Below are 14,193 nucleotides of genomic sequence, written 5' to 3' on the forward strand. Positions count from 1 at the left end.
ATTTTTTACTTGATTTGATTATATAAATCTTCTAATTCTAAATTCAGAGCATTTGAAGAGATATAAACTTCCCACAATGAGATGACAAGAGATAAACACATTGTTAATAAACTTAATCCAAATATATTTTTACCAAAAGGGTAGTATCCTAAAAAGAGTGCAAACATAGAAACGGTACACATAAGCATCGATACCACTCCAAAAAACTGCATCCATTTTGTAAGTTCTAGTCGTCTTTTTAAATTTTCGATTTGCCCTGAAAGGTCTTGGTTCTTTTGCTCTTTTGCTTGTCTGCTAATAGAACGAATAAGTTGTCCCGTTGTAAGAAATCTATTTGTATATGCTAAAAGCAACAGAGAGATAGCAGGGAATAATAATGCGGGTGTAGAGATTTCTATTTCCATTGATTTAATTCCTTAGTTTTTTTTGACATTATAACGAAGTGAAATAAAATAAAAATAATATTTTAAATAAGGAAAAAATATGTAATATTCTTCCCTTTATTTTCTATATTATCACATCCATCTTACTTTTTAAATACTCTACAAAACTATCTAAAGATACTTGATAGTTCTCTTTTTTGATTTTATCTCTAATATTTAAACTATTTTCTTCCACCTCCTTATCCCCGATGATAGATATTAAAGGATTTTTATCTTGTTCTGACATCTTGATTCTTTTGTTTAAACTATCATCAGAATCATAAATTTTTACATTGATATTGTGTAATAATAACTCTTTTTTAATATCCTGAATATATTTCATTTGTGATTTACTATTTGAAGCTATTGGTACAATTGCTAATTGATTTGGTGATATACAAACAGGTAAAATACCTTTGTGATGTTCTAGTAAAATCCCTATAAATCTCTCAATACTTCCTAAAATAGCTCTATGAATAATCACAGGAGATTTTTCTTTACCCTCTTTATCTATGTATTTCATATCAAATCTTTGCGGTAAGTTAAAATCTATTTGAATACTTCCTAGTTGCCACTCTCTTTTATGTATATCTTTTATTTTTATATCAATTTTTGGTCCATAAAATGCTCCATCACCTTCATTGAGTTGATAATTTTCTCCCGATTTTTCTAAAGCATTTTTTATAGAACTCTCAGCTTTATCCCAGTTATCATCACTGCCTATTGATTTTTCTGGGCGTGAAGAGAAATCTATTCGGTATGCAAAGTCAAAGAAATTCATTAGAGATTTTATAAAATCTAAAATTGATAAAATTTCATTTTCAATTTGATCTGGCATACATACGATATGAGAATCATCTTGAACAAACTCTCTCACTCTAAATAAGCCATGTAATGCTCCACGAAGTTCATTTCTATGAACCTGACCAAACTCAAAATATCTTATTGGTAGTTCTCTATACGATTTTTTTGAGTTTTGATACATCAAAATATGCATCGGACAATTCATTGGTTTGAGTAGATAATCTCTTTTTTCAACAACTGATGGGAACATATTTTCTTTATAGTTCTCATAATGTCCAGAGATTTTCCACATTGTATCTTCCATCATGGCTGGCGATTCTACATAATCATAATCCCTTAAAATATGTGATTTAAAAATTATATTTTTTAAATTATTTTTCAACTTTGAACCTTGCGGTAACCAAAAAGCCATCCCTGGGCTTAACTCACTAAACATAAATAACTCTAACTTTTTACCTAATATCCTATGATCCATATCATTCATTTTTTGCATAACAATTCCTTTTAAATGTGCATTTTTTTATTGTGATTTTAAATATTTAATATGATATTTTATTCCATAAATTTAGGTTGAGTAAATTAAATAATATTTTTATGCAGTACTATATCGTGCTTTAAAATTTTTTATTTAAGAAATAAGAACAATAATAAATATTTTAAACAGTTTGATTTTTGATGTGTATAATTAAAAATTTATTTAATTATTAAAATGTAAGGGTGGTCGTAGGAATAAGAGTCTTGTTAAAAATTTTTGAGATTACGATTTTCATAATTATTCCTTTTGTATTAAGATGGACGAATTGTATATCAAAAATAAAAAAATGTCAATAAAAATAAAATATTTTGAACATAATTTAGTATAAAGAGATACTAACCTATAATTTGGCATGGATAAATACTTTGAACAATTTAGACTAGCATGCAGTCAATATTATAACTTTAGTGATGAAGTTTTTGAAGACTTTAAAAATATATGTTTTATAAGAGAGGTAAAAAAAGGTGAAATACTACAAGATACCTATACAGAAGCAAAATATATTTATTTTATATGTAAAGGGATTTTGAGAACTTATTATTTAAATGAAAAAGGACAAATATATACAAAAAATATTTTTAGTGAAAACTATTTTTCAGCTTCTAAAGTATCACTTATTACAAAAAAGGATTCATATTTAAATATCGATGTATTGGAAGATAGCATACTTATTTATATAAATTTTGAAAAATATAAAGAGCTTATTAAAACAAAAATAGAATTTAAAGATTTTTATATAAATTATTTAGAGAAAAATTGGGTGATTATAAAAGAGAAAAATGAAATCTCACTTATATTAGATGATGCAATGACAAGATATCAAAATTTTATAGAACAAAATCCAAATATTCAAAACAGAATACCGCTCCATCATATAGCAAATCATTTGGGAATTACACCTACTCAATTAAGCAGAATAAGAAAAAATATTAAAAATCAACATATGTAAATGATAATTTTTTTTTAATCTATTACTATTTCAAAAAAGGAATATTTATGATTAAAACATTAATCGCTCACCTATTTGTAATAATTGCAACATTTTTGATAGCTTTATCTTTTATAGTTTCAGAAAAATTATCTGGAATTATAGACCCTATATCTTTAACTTTATATAGATTTGTTTTTGCTTCAGTGGTATTATCTCCAGTGATATTTTTACAAAAAAAATACAGAAATAAAATAAAACAGAGTTTTAAAAAAGCTATGGTTATTAGTTTTTTTTACTCTTTATATTTTATTGGATTATTTAAAGCTTTGGAATTTACCTCTTCTTTAAATACTGCTACGATATTTACAATTACACCTCTTATTACAGCTCTTTTTTCAATAGTAATATTTAAACAAAAACTTACAATGCTTCAATTTATTATTTATATAATAGGTATGGCTGGAACTTGTATAGTTGTATTCAAAGGTGAGTTAAAACCATTTTTAAATTTTGCATTAAATTATGGTGATATTATATTTTTGATTGCTATTATTTTTATGTCTTTATACTCAATAAGTGCTAAGTATTTTTATAAAGAAGATGATGAAGTATTGACTATAACTTTTATGACACTTATAGGTGGATGTTTTTGGATGGGTACAGCTTTAATCATATTTGATATACCTTTACAATGGCAAAAAATAGAAGGTGAATTATTTTTTTATATGGCATATTTATCTATTGGAGCAACACTTGTTACAGTATATTTGTATCAAAAAGCAATAATCGTAATAGGTGCTAAAAAACTCATGGCATATATTTATATCAATCCAGCATTTACTGCAATTATTTTATATTTCTTTTATGGGACTAATATCTCTTTATGGGAATTTTTTGGAGTGATTGTATCTATAATTGCTACCATTTTATTATTGTAAAATTATAATAAGATACAATACGAAAAATGATATAAGAAGAGGAATGAGATGGTAACTTTAGGGCATAAGATAATAGGTAGTGGTGAAAAAAAGATTTTATTCTTACATGAACTTATGGGAAACTACAAAAACTACGAGCCTATTTTTACATATCTTGATACTGAAAAGTTTACATTTATTTTTGTAGACTTACGAGGATATGGACTCTCAAAAGAGATAAAAGGTGAGTACTCTTGTGAAGAGGCTTCAAATGATGTGAAAAATCTTATCACTCATTTAGGTTTAAAAGATGTAAATTTACTAGCACACTCTATGTCTACAATGATAGCTCAAAAAATAGCTTTAATCGATGATCGAATCTCTCAACTTATCCTTATCACTCCTATTCCAGCATCTGGAGTAAAACTACCAGAAATAGCTGAAAAATCTTTACTTAAAGATATGGCTAAAAATGAAAGTAAAGTAGAAGAGATAGTATATAGTGCAAGTAAAAGATACAATGATACTTGGGCAAAATATAGAATAAAAATGGGTTATGAAGCCTCAACAGTAGAAGCTCGTGTAGGTTATATGAAAATGTATATGCATACAGATTTTTCAGATGAGACTGACGCTATAAAAATACCTATAAAAATAATCGTGGGCAAACATGACTTTCCTATTTTTGGTTTGAAACTAGTGACTAAACTATTTACACACTATTATGATGATGTAGAGATTATTGAGTGTCAAGAAGCAGGGCATTATCCTATGATTGAGTGCCCTGTGTATTTTGCATCTAAAGTTGAAGAGTTTTGTTCATAGATGAATAACCTTTTTGGAATGTTGTATGCCCTATCTATTGGGGTAGTAGGTGCAATAGTATTTATCTATTTAAATCTTCCATTGCCTTGGCTTTTAGGTGCTATTTTTGCATCTTCAATTGCGATGAGGTTTGAAAAATTACCGATAAAAAGTCCCAAACCTTTTTCTACTCCAGCACGAGTGCTTATTGGTCTAACAATAGGAAGTGCATTTACCCCTGAAATATTACAATATATAGATGTATATCTTTATAGTTTATTACTAGTGATTCCGTATACTATTATCACAATTATTGCAGGGATGTATTACTTTTATAGATTTCAAGGCTTTGATAAAAAAACTGCATATCTTAGCTCGATGCCTGGTGGTGTTATAGAGATGGTGATAATTGGTGAAGAGATAAAAGCAAATATCTCTAAAATCACACTCGTACAATCTTCAAGACTTTTTTATATTGTGGTAACTTTACCTTTTGTGATACAGTATATTTTTCATGTAGATATAAGTGGAAATAAACTTATCACGATTCCTATTGTAGACATAAATATACAAGAGTTTTTATTTTTATTAGTTGCTGGTTTTGCTGGTGGAATGCTTGCTAAAAAAGTAAAACTTTCAGCTGCATATTTAATAGGACCTATGATAGTAAGTATTGCTCTTCACTCAACTGGATATATAACTACAACAGTGCCTGATGAGTTTTTAAAATTTGTACAAGTTGTATTTGGAACAATTATTGGTTTTACTTTTAGAGGGGTAAGTATAAAAGAGATTTTACTTACTCTTAGAGCTACTTTTGGGCATTTTATTATTCTGTCTCTTATCTCTATATCTTTTATTTTGATTGCTTATTATAGTTTTGATTTTCCTATTATCTCTACACTTTTAGCTTTTAGTCCAGGTGGTCAAGCTGAACTTAATCTAATAGCAATTTTAGTAGTGGCAAATGTTCCTTATATTACTTTGCATCATATAGTAAGACTTTTTATAGTGATGAATATAGCTCCTGTTTTTGCTAAAAGGTTAAAAGATTAAAGAGCTTTATGGGTAGAATACAAAAAAATGTTAAATTTAATAGGAAAGAGTAAATATGAAAGTAAGTTATGTAAAAAACTTGATGCTTCAAGGTATCAGTGTAAGAACAAATAATGAAAATGAAAAAAATGAAGAAACACAAAAAATAGCACCATTATGGGCAAAATATGATGAAGAGCATATTTTTACAAAAACATTAAATAAAGCTAACAATACAAGTTTTTATGGTCTATATTTAAACTACGAATCAGATGTAAATGGTGACTTTGATGCTATGGTAGCAGTCGAAGTTACAAAAGCTAAAAATAATGCTATTGTAATAGAAAATAAAAAATACTTAGTATTTAAAAAAGAGGGTGAGCTTCCTGATGTTTCTATTGAATTATGGAAAGAGATTTGGGAGTATTTTGAAAAGAATTCTGACTATGAAAGAATATATGGTATAGATTTTGAGAAGTATTCAAAACAAGATGAAGTAGAAATTTATATCTCTATAAAATAAAAAAGAAGAGAAATTTCTCTTCTTTTTTAGTGTTTTTTAAAAGTCTTTCCATTCATCATCTGAAGTGTTATTTGTCGTAGCATTTTGTTGGGTTGAATTTAGGTTGTTCTTGCTATCTTTCCCTTTAAAGTTATTTTTGGCTACATTTTGAGCTACATCGTTTGCAATCTCTTTTGTATTTTTTGCAATATGATTTGTTTGATCTGCAATAGAAGCATTTTCTTGTGTAAATTTATCAAGTAATCCAACAGCATCTGATATTTGTCTCATCCCTGCATTTTGCTCATTTGAAGCTAGAGTAACATCTTCAATAAGAGAACTAGTTTGAACAATTTTTTCTTCTAAAGTATTAAAACCATTGATCATGTTGACACTGATTTGTTTCCCTTTATCAGCTTTTTCTATTGCTTCTTGAACTAGTCCTTTGATATCTTTTGCTGCATCAGCACTTCGTGAAGCAAGATTTCTAACCTCTTGAGCAACTACTGCAAAACCTTTACCCGCTTCACCAGCTGTAGCTGCTTCTACTGCTGCATTAAGTGATAGAATATTTGTTTGGAATGCAATTTGATCGATTACACTAATTGCTTCATTTATATTGATAACTGTATTGTTAATGTCATCCATAGATGTTGCTGTATCTGTTGCTAGCTCTTTACCATTGTTAGAGTATGTTTTTGTTTCATTTGAAATGAGTTGCATCTCTTGTGCTTTTTTATTTGTTTGTTCAATATTACTTGTAATCTCATCAATAGAAGCAGCTGTTTGTTCTAGTGAAGTTGCTTGACTTGTAGCATTGTTACTAAGTGTTTGAACATTACTTGTAAGTGTATCAGCACTTTCTTTTAGATCGAAACCATCTTTTTGATTATCTTGAAGCATATTTGTTATCATATTATTCATTTGTATAATCTCATTTCCGATACTACCACTTGTAGAAGGATCTAAAGTCGCTGTAAAATCTCTTTGTGTATATTTATTTAAAGCAGCACTTATTAAATTTAAATCTTTACCAACTTGTTGTTGTAAGTTTTCTAGCATCTCATTTAAAAGTGTTTTGAGTTCATTGAGTGATTCTGTTGAAGTTGATTTTGTTATTTTTTCATCGAGTAATCCTTGACCTACTTTATTAACTACACTTTTTACATTTTCAATTAATTGATTGTCTTGGTCAATAGAATTTTGAATTTTTGATACATTTTCATTTATTGTTTGTGCCATCACTCCAAATTCATCAGTTGAGTTTATATTAATATTTTCAGTTGTTTGAGTTTTTTTATTTAAATAATCAAAAAATCCACTCAATCCAGTTGAGATAGAAGAAAGGTTATTATTGAGTTTTTTTACAGAAATATAAATAATACTACCAATGATAAGTAAACTAGCAATTAATGAAATAATAGAAAAGTTTCTTAAAAATATAGCATGTTGTAAATATTCAGAAGTAGGTACTGATACAGACAAACTCCAATAGTTGTTTATCTCTTTTATCTTAACTGGTTTTGTAAAGTACAATGATTCTAAACCATCTTTATAAGATGTTTTAAAAAAAAGTGTTTCTGTACCTTTTGTTGTATTGTTTATAAGTGTTTGGTAGTCTGAATCATTTTTTGTAACAGCTAATAATTCTTTATTTATTAATTCATTATTAGGATGTGCCAATATTATGCCATTATGATCTAAAATAAAAGCGTAACCATGATCATAGATTTTAATTGATTTTGACATCTTCTCAAAACTACCTAAAGTGATATCTATACCAACTGAACCTAAAAATTTACCATTATGGTAAAGAGGTATTGCAACTGTACTCATGAGAACCTTTACTCCATCAACAGGATATAAATATGGCTTAGTGATATAAGTTTTACCAGTTTGCATTGGTCCTTTTACCCATTCTAAATTTTCATCATAAATACTTCCTGGATTGATAACGATTTGTGAATTAGATCTTGCAATATATGGATTAAATTGACCTGTTTTGTCGTATTGACCTTTTCCTGCACTTTCCATATTTTTCTTGAAAAATAACTCTTTCTCTTTCACTTTAAACCAAATTCCTACAATAAAGTTGTTGTTGTCTAAAATTGATTTAGAATAAGATATTAGTGTATCTTCATCCATTGGATAATCATTTGTGAGGGATGATTCAAACTGACTTGCTAGAAGTTTTGAAATCACAATTGACTCATTGAGATTAGCTTCAATTGTTTTACTATGTTTACTTGCTAATTCTTTCAAATACCTCTCCGCCGCATCTTGTGATGTTTCGTAAGAATATTTTGTTACAAAAAACATGGTTATAGAAAATACTATAACAGCCGAACTTAAGACTTGCAGTAATAATTTATTACCAAAACTTGATTTTTTCATAAAACGCCCCTTGTTTAATGGTATTATAGCATAGAAATTAATAACAAATAGTATAATTTTTAATCAATTTAAAGAAATTTTAATAAGAAAAGAATATTTGAAACTTAATTAACATAAAATTTGTTTTTATTTACAGTAGTAGTTGATAGCTATAGACGCCTTGCGAAAGATCGTATTTAGTGCTATCATAACACTCGAAAATTTAAATCGGTACACTTTATGGAGAATCAAATGAAAGATACAAAAGCGAAAGTTTTATTTTTAAAAGTAGGAAAAGTAACTATAACACTCTTGCAAAATAGTAAACGAAAAGAGATGATTTCAGGAATCAAAAAATACCCTGTATCAAACTCTTTCTTAACAAAAACAGGATTTCGAGATGATGAACAAGGTGATTTAGAACATCATGGTGGAGAAAATAAAGCACTATTTTTGTTTTCTTCAAAAACTTATGAAGAGATAAACAAACAGTGCAATACCAATTTTAAAATAGATGAAGTTGCTCATTTTGGTGAAAATATTATTCTATCAAATATTTCAGAAAGTGATGTTTGTATAGGAGATATCTATCGGTTAGGTGAAGCAAAAATACAGATTACTCAACCCCGACAACCATGTTGGAAACTAAGTGCCAACACAAATATAAAAGATATGACAAAATTTATTTTTCAAAGTGGTTTAACTGGTTGGTATGCAAAAGTTTTATATGAAGGTATGATTTGTGTAGATGATGAACTTATTTTAGATGAAAGAAACTATCCTAACCTAAGTATTAAAAAACTCAATCAGCTTATTGTAAATCCATTGTTTGATGAAAAAACAACTAAAGAGGCACTAAGTTGTAAGGAGTTGGGTAAACCGTTTTTTGAGTCATTGTCAAAAAGATATAAGCTTAAAGAAAAAGATGAACAATTTTCAGTTTATCATATATAAAAAGTGAGTAAAAAAAATGAATAAGTTTTTAAAACAATTTAAAAAAATCAATTCTGAACCATTAGAAAAAGCAAATATATTTTGGACTTGGATAGGTTCTTTTTTAGGTATATTAGCTGTTGGATATTTTCATTTGGATATGTTGGAAGGGACTGAATTATCATTGATTATTGGTTCTTTTGGGGCAAGTGCTGTGCTTATTTATGGAGCTATCAATTCCCCTTTGGCTCAGCCTAGAAATTTAATAGGGGGACATTTATTGTCTGCACTTATTGGGGTTAGTATTTATAAAATATTACCAGATCATATGATTTTATCTTCTGCTTTAGCTGTATCGTTATCTATAATTGTAATGGAACTCACTTTAACACTTCACCCACCAGGTGGAGCAACAGCACTTATTGCTATAATTGGTGGTGAGGGGATACATGATCTGGGATATATGTATCTGCTAACTCCTGTTTTGACAGGGTGTTTGATATTATTAGTTATAGCAATTATTGTAAATAATATACCAAAACATAGACACTATCCAGAATCATTTATTAAATTTAATAAAAAGTGGTTTTCGGATGTTTAGATTTTTATAATTAAAAAGCTATTATACAATTTAAGATATTGAGATAAAAAGGATAAAAGATATCTATGACACCTTCAATAAGATTATTAAAAAAACATAATATTTCATATAAAATTCATCAGTATGAGCATGATTCTTCGTGTGCCTCTTTTGGGGACGAAGCCGCTCTAAAACTAAATTTAAAAAAAGAACAAGTATTTAAAACTTTAGTGGTGGTAACAAATACTCAAGAATTTATAGTAGCAGTTGTTCCTGTTTCTCATCAGTTGAGTTTTAAAGCTATGGCAAAAGCATTTGGTGCAAAAAAAGTAGCTATGGCAGAAGCAAAAGATGTGGAAAAGGTAACTGGGTATATTTTAGGAGGAGTGAGTCCTTTGGGACAAAAAAAAAGATTAAAAACAATTATTGATCTAAGTGCAACAAACTTCAAAACTATTTTTGTAAGTGGAGGGAAGAGGGGATTGGATATAGAACTTTCTGCATACGATTTACAAAAATTATTAGATGCTAAATTTGAAGAGATAGGTGTATTTCATTAAATATTACTGTTAGACTTTCTTATGAATAATGTATTTAAAAATACTTCCTTTGTTGAGTTTGGATTCTACACTTATCTCAATATTATTTTTAGCACAAATATTTTTTACGATACTAAGCCCTATACCAAAACCACCAGTTATTTTATCGCCCCTATAGTATCTTTCAAAGATTTTATTTGTATCTTTGATTCCAACTCCTTGGTCTTTAAAAGTTAGATGAATCTTATCATCTTTTTGTTGGAGTGAGATTTGAATATCTGATTTTTCTTTTGAATATTTAATAGCGTTAGAAATATTATTGTCAATGATTCTATAGAGTTCTATTTCGTTAAAATGAACCATTATCAAGGGTTCGATTTTACTTATAATTTTGATGTTTTTTACACTTGCTAAATCATTAAAAAAGGTAACTCTATTATCTAAAAATAAAGAAAAATCAATATCTTTTTTCTCTTCAATTCCACTAAATCTTTGCATAGAATACTCTAAATCTTCGTAGATGACACTCATATTTTTCAAAGCAGATTTTATACGGAGAAGGTGTTTGTCTTTTTTTATTTTCATTTGGAGTAAATCGACATTTATTCTAGCAACGCCTATAGGTGTTTTAAGTTCATGCATAGCATCTTTTAAAAAATCATCAAGAAAATGATTGAGTTTTTTGTATGGTTCAGTACTTTGTTTGATAGTAAAAAATGAAGATAAAAATATCAAACAAGTCATCGTAATAATAAGAATAATAGTATTGTAAATCACTTGAGAGTTATCGATATTTTTACATACTATGATATAATTTGCTTCAAATATATTATTTTGTAAATACTGCTTATAACATATTTTATCGTTATCATTAAAAAATTCACTCTGAAATATAAAGTTTGTATTTGTCTTAAAAAGAGAAAATATTTCTTTATTTTTTTCATCAAAAATAGCAGATGTGAAGATATTGGATCTAGGATAGTAAAAAAAATCACTATTTTCATCTTCAAAAAGTCGTATTTTTGAAACTACAGAAGAGCTATAGTTTTTTAACATCATTTTATCTTTGATATTCTGATTTTCGAAAGAGGTTTGAAGATAAAAAAATAATGGTATAAAGGCTATGGATAAAGTTAGAATAACTTGTATAACTATACTTTTAATCTCATTTTTTTCAGTTATCAATTTTATATCCTACAAATCTTTTTGTAATAATAAAATCTTTATCTGTTTTATCTCGTATTCTTTTGATACACATGCGTATATCTGCATATTGGATATCTTTATTGTTCCAAATATTTTCATGGAGTGATTCAATAGAAACATAAAAACCTCTATTTTGTATCAAGAAACTTATCACTTCACTCTCTTTTTGAGTCAAATCAATTGGTTTTTGTTTTTTGTATAAAATACTTTTTTGTATATCAAATGTAAAATTATCAAGTAATGAAATCATATTTTCAAGAGAATCAAAGCATTTACTTTTTATGAGTTGGTCGATTCTATACCGTAGCTCTATAAGGTCAAAAGGTTTTTTCAAATAGTCATTACAACCAAGTTCATACCCTTTACTTAAGTTTGACATATCTGTTAGTGAAGTAAGAATAATCACTGGTGTGGTTATACCATTTTTTCTAATATTTTCTATAAGAGTAAATCCATCTATTCCTGGTACTCTGATATCTAAAAGAAGAAGACTGTACTTATTGTCATAGATTGCATCAAGTGCATCATCTCCATTGTCGAAATCATCTACCTCAAAATCAAGTTCTTCCAAAAACTCTTTTATGGATATTTTATATAAGTAGTCATCTTCAAGGAGTAATATTTTCATCTTTTCACTTTATGGTTATGTTTCTTTGTTTCATGTTTTTATTGAAATTATTATCATTAATAATCCCTTTGTATTCATAACTTGGAATATAACTAAAATTTTGATTTGAATTCTTAAAACGAGCAACCAAATAACCGATGGTCTCTTTTTCTATATTTCCTAAAGGTACAAAAGTGATAATAGTGTCATTAATCTCATAATATAATTTTTTTTGTGATAAAATATTTTTATTTTTTCGTAAAGTATTATAAATATTTTCATTGTATTGATTTTCAATAATCACATAATTGTATAATTTCTTGTTGTCCTTATAAGTGAGTGCAATGTTTAGAAACTTCTCATGAATTATTGGTAATATTTGTATTCCAGATATTTTTAACCTTTTCTTTAAAGATGAATAATCTATAATTATTTCTATTGAACCAATATATTCTTCTTTTTCAAAAATAGGGGCAATCGCTTTAATATTAAATCTTTTTCCAAGTTCATTTGAGACAAAAGGTTGTTGTGTTTTTTGTACTTTTACTAGACCTTTTCTAAAACTCTTAAGATTTAGCCCTGTATCTTTATCTTCCCAACTTCTTACAAATACTTTTAGATCTTTTGTATGCACTTGAATTTGTATGTTTTTTTGTTTAGTATAATTTGAAATACTTTGTATTAAAATATCTAATTCTTTTTTTAATTTTTTTGGTTGGTTATTTTTAAGTGTGTTTACAATATGTGGATTCTTTGCAAAAAGTATTGCTAAAGAAAGAGCATATTTCTTTTGCTGCGATAGTTCACTTGTAATAAGTTCAATATTATTTGAGACAACTATATCAAGCTGGTTTTTTGTTGTAATATCATCATATTTTTTCAAGAAAAAAAGTAGTATTACAATTATCATGAGAAAGAAAAGTATAAAATTCTTATATGTTTTTATCATAAAAGTATTTTAACCAAAACAACTTGGGAATACCTTTTTTGAGGTATTCTTGGTTGTTATTACTTGATAAGCTTATCGCCTCTTATTTTATCTATATCAAGTCCCAAAGCTTTAAAGTTACTTCTTACAGAATGTTTCTCTTCTAAAACATTTGAGTGATATGCACCAGCTTTTTGTTCTGGTAATAATCTATCTTGCAAATCAAAACTAGCTCGTTCTTGTGCATTTACATAAAGCATAACATCAGCTGCTTCTTGATCACTAAGAGTTCCCTCTTGATATAATGGCATTTTAGCTTTTACCCAAGCTGCACCTTTGTCAAGTTTACTCATACCAGCACCTGTATTGTAACTTAGCCATTCACCCTTATCATTTTTACCCCATAGTGGCGGAAATGTACCCATACCTTCACCATTTGCACTGTGACAAGCTGAACATTTATTGTCATAAACTTTTTTACCAGCTACATAGTTTTCATGAGTGGCTTTTTTTTGTATAGGTTTAAAATGTTTAATTCCAGCAGGCCATAATTTTTTATTTGTAGGACCCCATGGACCTTTGTCATTTAAGTGCATAGGTTTACCATCTGATAACCAAGTAATATAAGCTGCAATTGCCATAGAAGCTTCACTTCCATTTACTAGTCTTTTTCCATTCATACTTCTCATAAAACAGTTATTTGATCTGTCTTCCAAAGTTTGTACCGCTTTTTCTCTTTTTGACCATGCAGGAAAAGAAACAGCAGTATCTAACCATGAAGATAGTCCATCCGCTGTTCCTGGTTTACCATCTTCACCTTTTATATGACATGAAGCACAATTGAGTTTATTGTCTACAAAATCTTTTGTAAGTGGGTGTGTATCTGTTTTTACAGCTAACTCTTCACCCAATTTCACTAGTTTTCCTAGTTCGCCTGTTGGATATGATTGTGGTGCATGACCAGCAAATAGATAGACTGAACAGGCAAGACTCAAGACTACAATTTTATGTAAAGTTTTCATTTATTACTCCTACTAATTTTTTTTTATAAGGGAATTATAAAATAATAATGTAACT

15 protein-coding genes are annotated in these 14,193 nt (G+C 27.9%); 8 read left to right on the forward strand and 7 right to left on the reverse strand.

Going from position 1 to position 14,193, the window contains the following annotated elements; genetic code table 11:
• Positions 1 to 5: 5 nt before the first annotated feature.
• The gene (locus ACMCMH_RS08825) at positions 6 to 404 is read right to left on the reverse strand and encodes a DUF2721 domain-containing protein (protein WP_412724688.1); all 399 of its coding nucleotides are present in this window, start codon (positions 402 to 404) and stop codon (positions 6 to 8) included.
• 103 nt (positions 405 to 507) lie between these two features.
• Complete coding sequence (thrS, locus tag ACMCMH_RS08830; protein WP_412724690.1) at positions 508 to 1,719, reverse strand: threonine--tRNA ligase; 1,212 nt, start codon at positions 1,717 to 1,719, stop codon at positions 508 to 510.
• Between the two features lie 394 nt (positions 1,720 to 2,113).
• Here thrS and ACMCMH_RS08835 point away from each other — a divergent pair, with 394 nt between their 5' ends.
• Genes ACMCMH_RS08835 through ACMCMH_RS08855 form a run of 5 tightly spaced genes read left to right on the forward strand, consistent with a single transcriptional unit; the run spans position 2,114 to position 5,971 of the window.
• Positions 2,114 to 2,710: a Crp/Fnr family transcriptional regulator gene (locus ACMCMH_RS08835; RefSeq protein ID WP_412724692.1), complete on the forward strand. Its 597-nt coding sequence runs from the start codon at positions 2,114 to 2,116 to the stop codon at positions 2,708 to 2,710.
• A 47-nt stretch (positions 2,711 to 2,757) separates the two neighbouring features.
• Entirely contained in the window at positions 2,758 to 3,630 is an 873-nt protein-coding gene (locus tag ACMCMH_RS08840; protein ID WP_412724694.1) for a DMT family transporter, read from the forward strand.
• Positions 3,631 to 3,678: 48 nt separating this feature from the next.
• A complete protein-coding gene (locus ACMCMH_RS08845; protein WP_412724696.1) occupies positions 3,679 to 4,434 on the forward strand; it encodes an alpha/beta fold hydrolase in 756 nt (251 codons plus the stop codon).
• A complete protein-coding gene (locus ACMCMH_RS08850) occupies positions 4,435 to 5,469 on the forward strand; it encodes an AbrB family transcriptional regulator (RefSeq protein WP_412724698.1) in 1,035 nt (344 codons plus the stop codon).
• A 55-nt stretch (positions 5,470 to 5,524) separates the two neighbouring features.
• Positions 5,525 to 5,971: a GyrI-like domain-containing protein gene (locus tag ACMCMH_RS08855; protein WP_412724700.1), complete on the forward strand. Its 447-nt coding sequence runs from the start codon at positions 5,525 to 5,527 to the stop codon at positions 5,969 to 5,971.
• Positions 5,972 to 6,007: 36 nt separating this feature from the next.
• Here ACMCMH_RS08855 and ACMCMH_RS08860 read toward each other — a convergent pair whose 3' ends face one another.
• Positions 6,008 to 8,344 carry a methyl-accepting chemotaxis protein gene (locus ACMCMH_RS08860; protein ID WP_412724702.1) on the reverse strand — a complete coding sequence of 779 codons (2,337 nt, stop codon included), beginning with the start codon at positions 8,342 to 8,344 and terminating at the stop codon, positions 6,008 to 6,010.
• 231 nt (positions 8,345 to 8,575) lie between these two features.
• Between ACMCMH_RS08860 and ACMCMH_RS08865 the strand changes: the two genes are divergently transcribed.
• The 3 genes from ACMCMH_RS08865 (at position 8,576) to ybaK (ending at position 10,396) form a co-directional block, all read left to right on the forward strand.
• Positions 8,576 to 9,277, forward strand: coding sequence for an MOSC domain-containing protein (locus tag ACMCMH_RS08865; RefSeq protein WP_412724704.1), 702 nt, complete (start codon positions 8,576 to 8,578; stop codon positions 9,275 to 9,277).
• Between the two features lie 16 nt (positions 9,278 to 9,293).
• Positions 9,294 to 9,857, forward strand: a complete 564-nt coding sequence (locus tag ACMCMH_RS08870) for an HPP family protein (protein ID WP_412724706.1) — start codon at positions 9,294 to 9,296, stop codon at positions 9,855 to 9,857.
• A gap of 65 nt (positions 9,858 to 9,922) precedes the next feature.
• On the forward strand, positions 9,923 to 10,396 hold the full coding sequence (gene ybaK, locus ACMCMH_RS08875) for a Cys-tRNA(Pro) deacylase (protein ID WP_412724708.1): 474 nt from the start codon (positions 9,923 to 9,925) through the stop codon (positions 10,394 to 10,396).
• Between the two features lie 9 nt (positions 10,397 to 10,405).
• On the opposite strand, the gene ACMCMH_RS08880 is transcribed toward ybaK, so the two are convergent.
• The 4 genes from ACMCMH_RS08880 to ACMCMH_RS08895 are packed head-to-tail and all read right to left on the reverse strand — an operon-like array spanning position 10,406 to position 14,138.
• Entirely contained in the window at positions 10,406 to 11,560 is a 1,155-nt protein-coding gene (locus ACMCMH_RS08880) for a sensor histidine kinase (RefSeq protein WP_412724710.1), read from the reverse strand.
• The gene (locus ACMCMH_RS08885) at positions 11,550 to 12,209 is read right to left on the reverse strand and encodes a response regulator transcription factor (protein ID WP_412724712.1); all 660 of its coding nucleotides are present in this window, start codon (positions 12,207 to 12,209) and stop codon (positions 11,550 to 11,552) included. The genes ACMCMH_RS08880 and ACMCMH_RS08885 overlap by 11 nt, the downstream gene beginning before the upstream one ends.
• A 4-nt stretch (positions 12,210 to 12,213) precedes the next feature.
• On the reverse strand, positions 12,214 to 13,137 hold the full coding sequence (locus tag ACMCMH_RS08890) for a cache domain-containing protein (RefSeq protein ID WP_412724714.1): 924 nt from the start codon (positions 13,135 to 13,137) through the stop codon (positions 12,214 to 12,216).
• Between the two features lie 59 nt (positions 13,138 to 13,196).
• Entirely contained in the window at positions 13,197 to 14,138 is a 942-nt protein-coding gene (locus tag ACMCMH_RS08895) for a c-type cytochrome (protein WP_412724716.1), read from the reverse strand.
• Positions 14,139 to 14,193 lie beyond the last annotated feature (55 nt).

It is taken from the genome of Arcobacter sp. 15-2 (genome assembly GCF_047159865.1).
GTDB lineage: Bacteria > Campylobacterota > Campylobacteria > Campylobacterales > Arcobacteraceae > JAIOSF01.

Bases quoted from the DNA above. Each gene is read 5' to 3' on its own strand.
- ACMCMH_RS08825 (WP_412724688.1), bottom strand. From the start codon at position 404: ATGGAAATAGAAATCTCTACACCCGCATTATTATTCCCTGCTATCTCT.
- thrS (WP_412724690.1), bottom strand. From the start codon at position 1,719: ATGCAAAAAATGAATGATATGGATCATAGGATATTAGGTAAAAAGTTA.
- ACMCMH_RS08835 (WP_412724692.1), top strand. From the start codon at position 2,114: ATGGATAAATACTTTGAACAATTTAGACTAGCATGCAGTCAATATTAT.
- ACMCMH_RS08840 (WP_412724694.1), top strand. From the start codon at position 2,758: ATGATTAAAACATTAATCGCTCACCTATTTGTAATAATTGCAACATTT.
- ACMCMH_RS08845 (WP_412724696.1), top strand. From the start codon at position 3,679: ATGGTAACTTTAGGGCATAAGATAATAGGTAGTGGTGAAAAAAAGATT.
- ACMCMH_RS08850 (WP_412724698.1), top strand. From the start codon at position 4,435: ATGAATAACCTTTTTGGAATGTTGTATGCCCTATCTATTGGGGTAGTA.
- ACMCMH_RS08855 (WP_412724700.1), top strand. From the start codon at position 5,525: ATGAAAGTAAGTTATGTAAAAAACTTGATGCTTCAAGGTATCAGTGTA.
- ACMCMH_RS08860 (WP_412724702.1), bottom strand. From the start codon at position 8,344: ATGAAAAAATCAAGTTTTGGTAATAAATTATTACTGCAAGTCTTAAGT.
- ACMCMH_RS08865 (WP_412724704.1), top strand. From the start codon at position 8,576: ATGAAAGATACAAAAGCGAAAGTTTTATTTTTAAAAGTAGGAAAAGTA.
- ACMCMH_RS08870 (WP_412724706.1), top strand. From the start codon at position 9,294: ATGAATAAGTTTTTAAAACAATTTAAAAAAATCAATTCTGAACCATTA.
- ybaK (WP_412724708.1), top strand. From the start codon at position 9,923: ATGACACCTTCAATAAGATTATTAAAAAAACATAATATTTCATATAAA.
- ACMCMH_RS08885 (WP_412724712.1), bottom strand. From the start codon at position 12,209: ATGAAAATATTACTCCTTGAAGATGACTACTTATATAAAATATCCATA.
- ACMCMH_RS08890 (WP_412724714.1), bottom strand. From the start codon at position 13,137: ATGATAAAAACATATAAGAATTTTATACTTTTCTTTCTCATGATAATT.
- ACMCMH_RS08895 (WP_412724716.1), bottom strand. From the start codon at position 14,138: ATGAAAACTTTACATAAAATTGTAGTCTTGAGTCTTGCCTGTTCAGTC.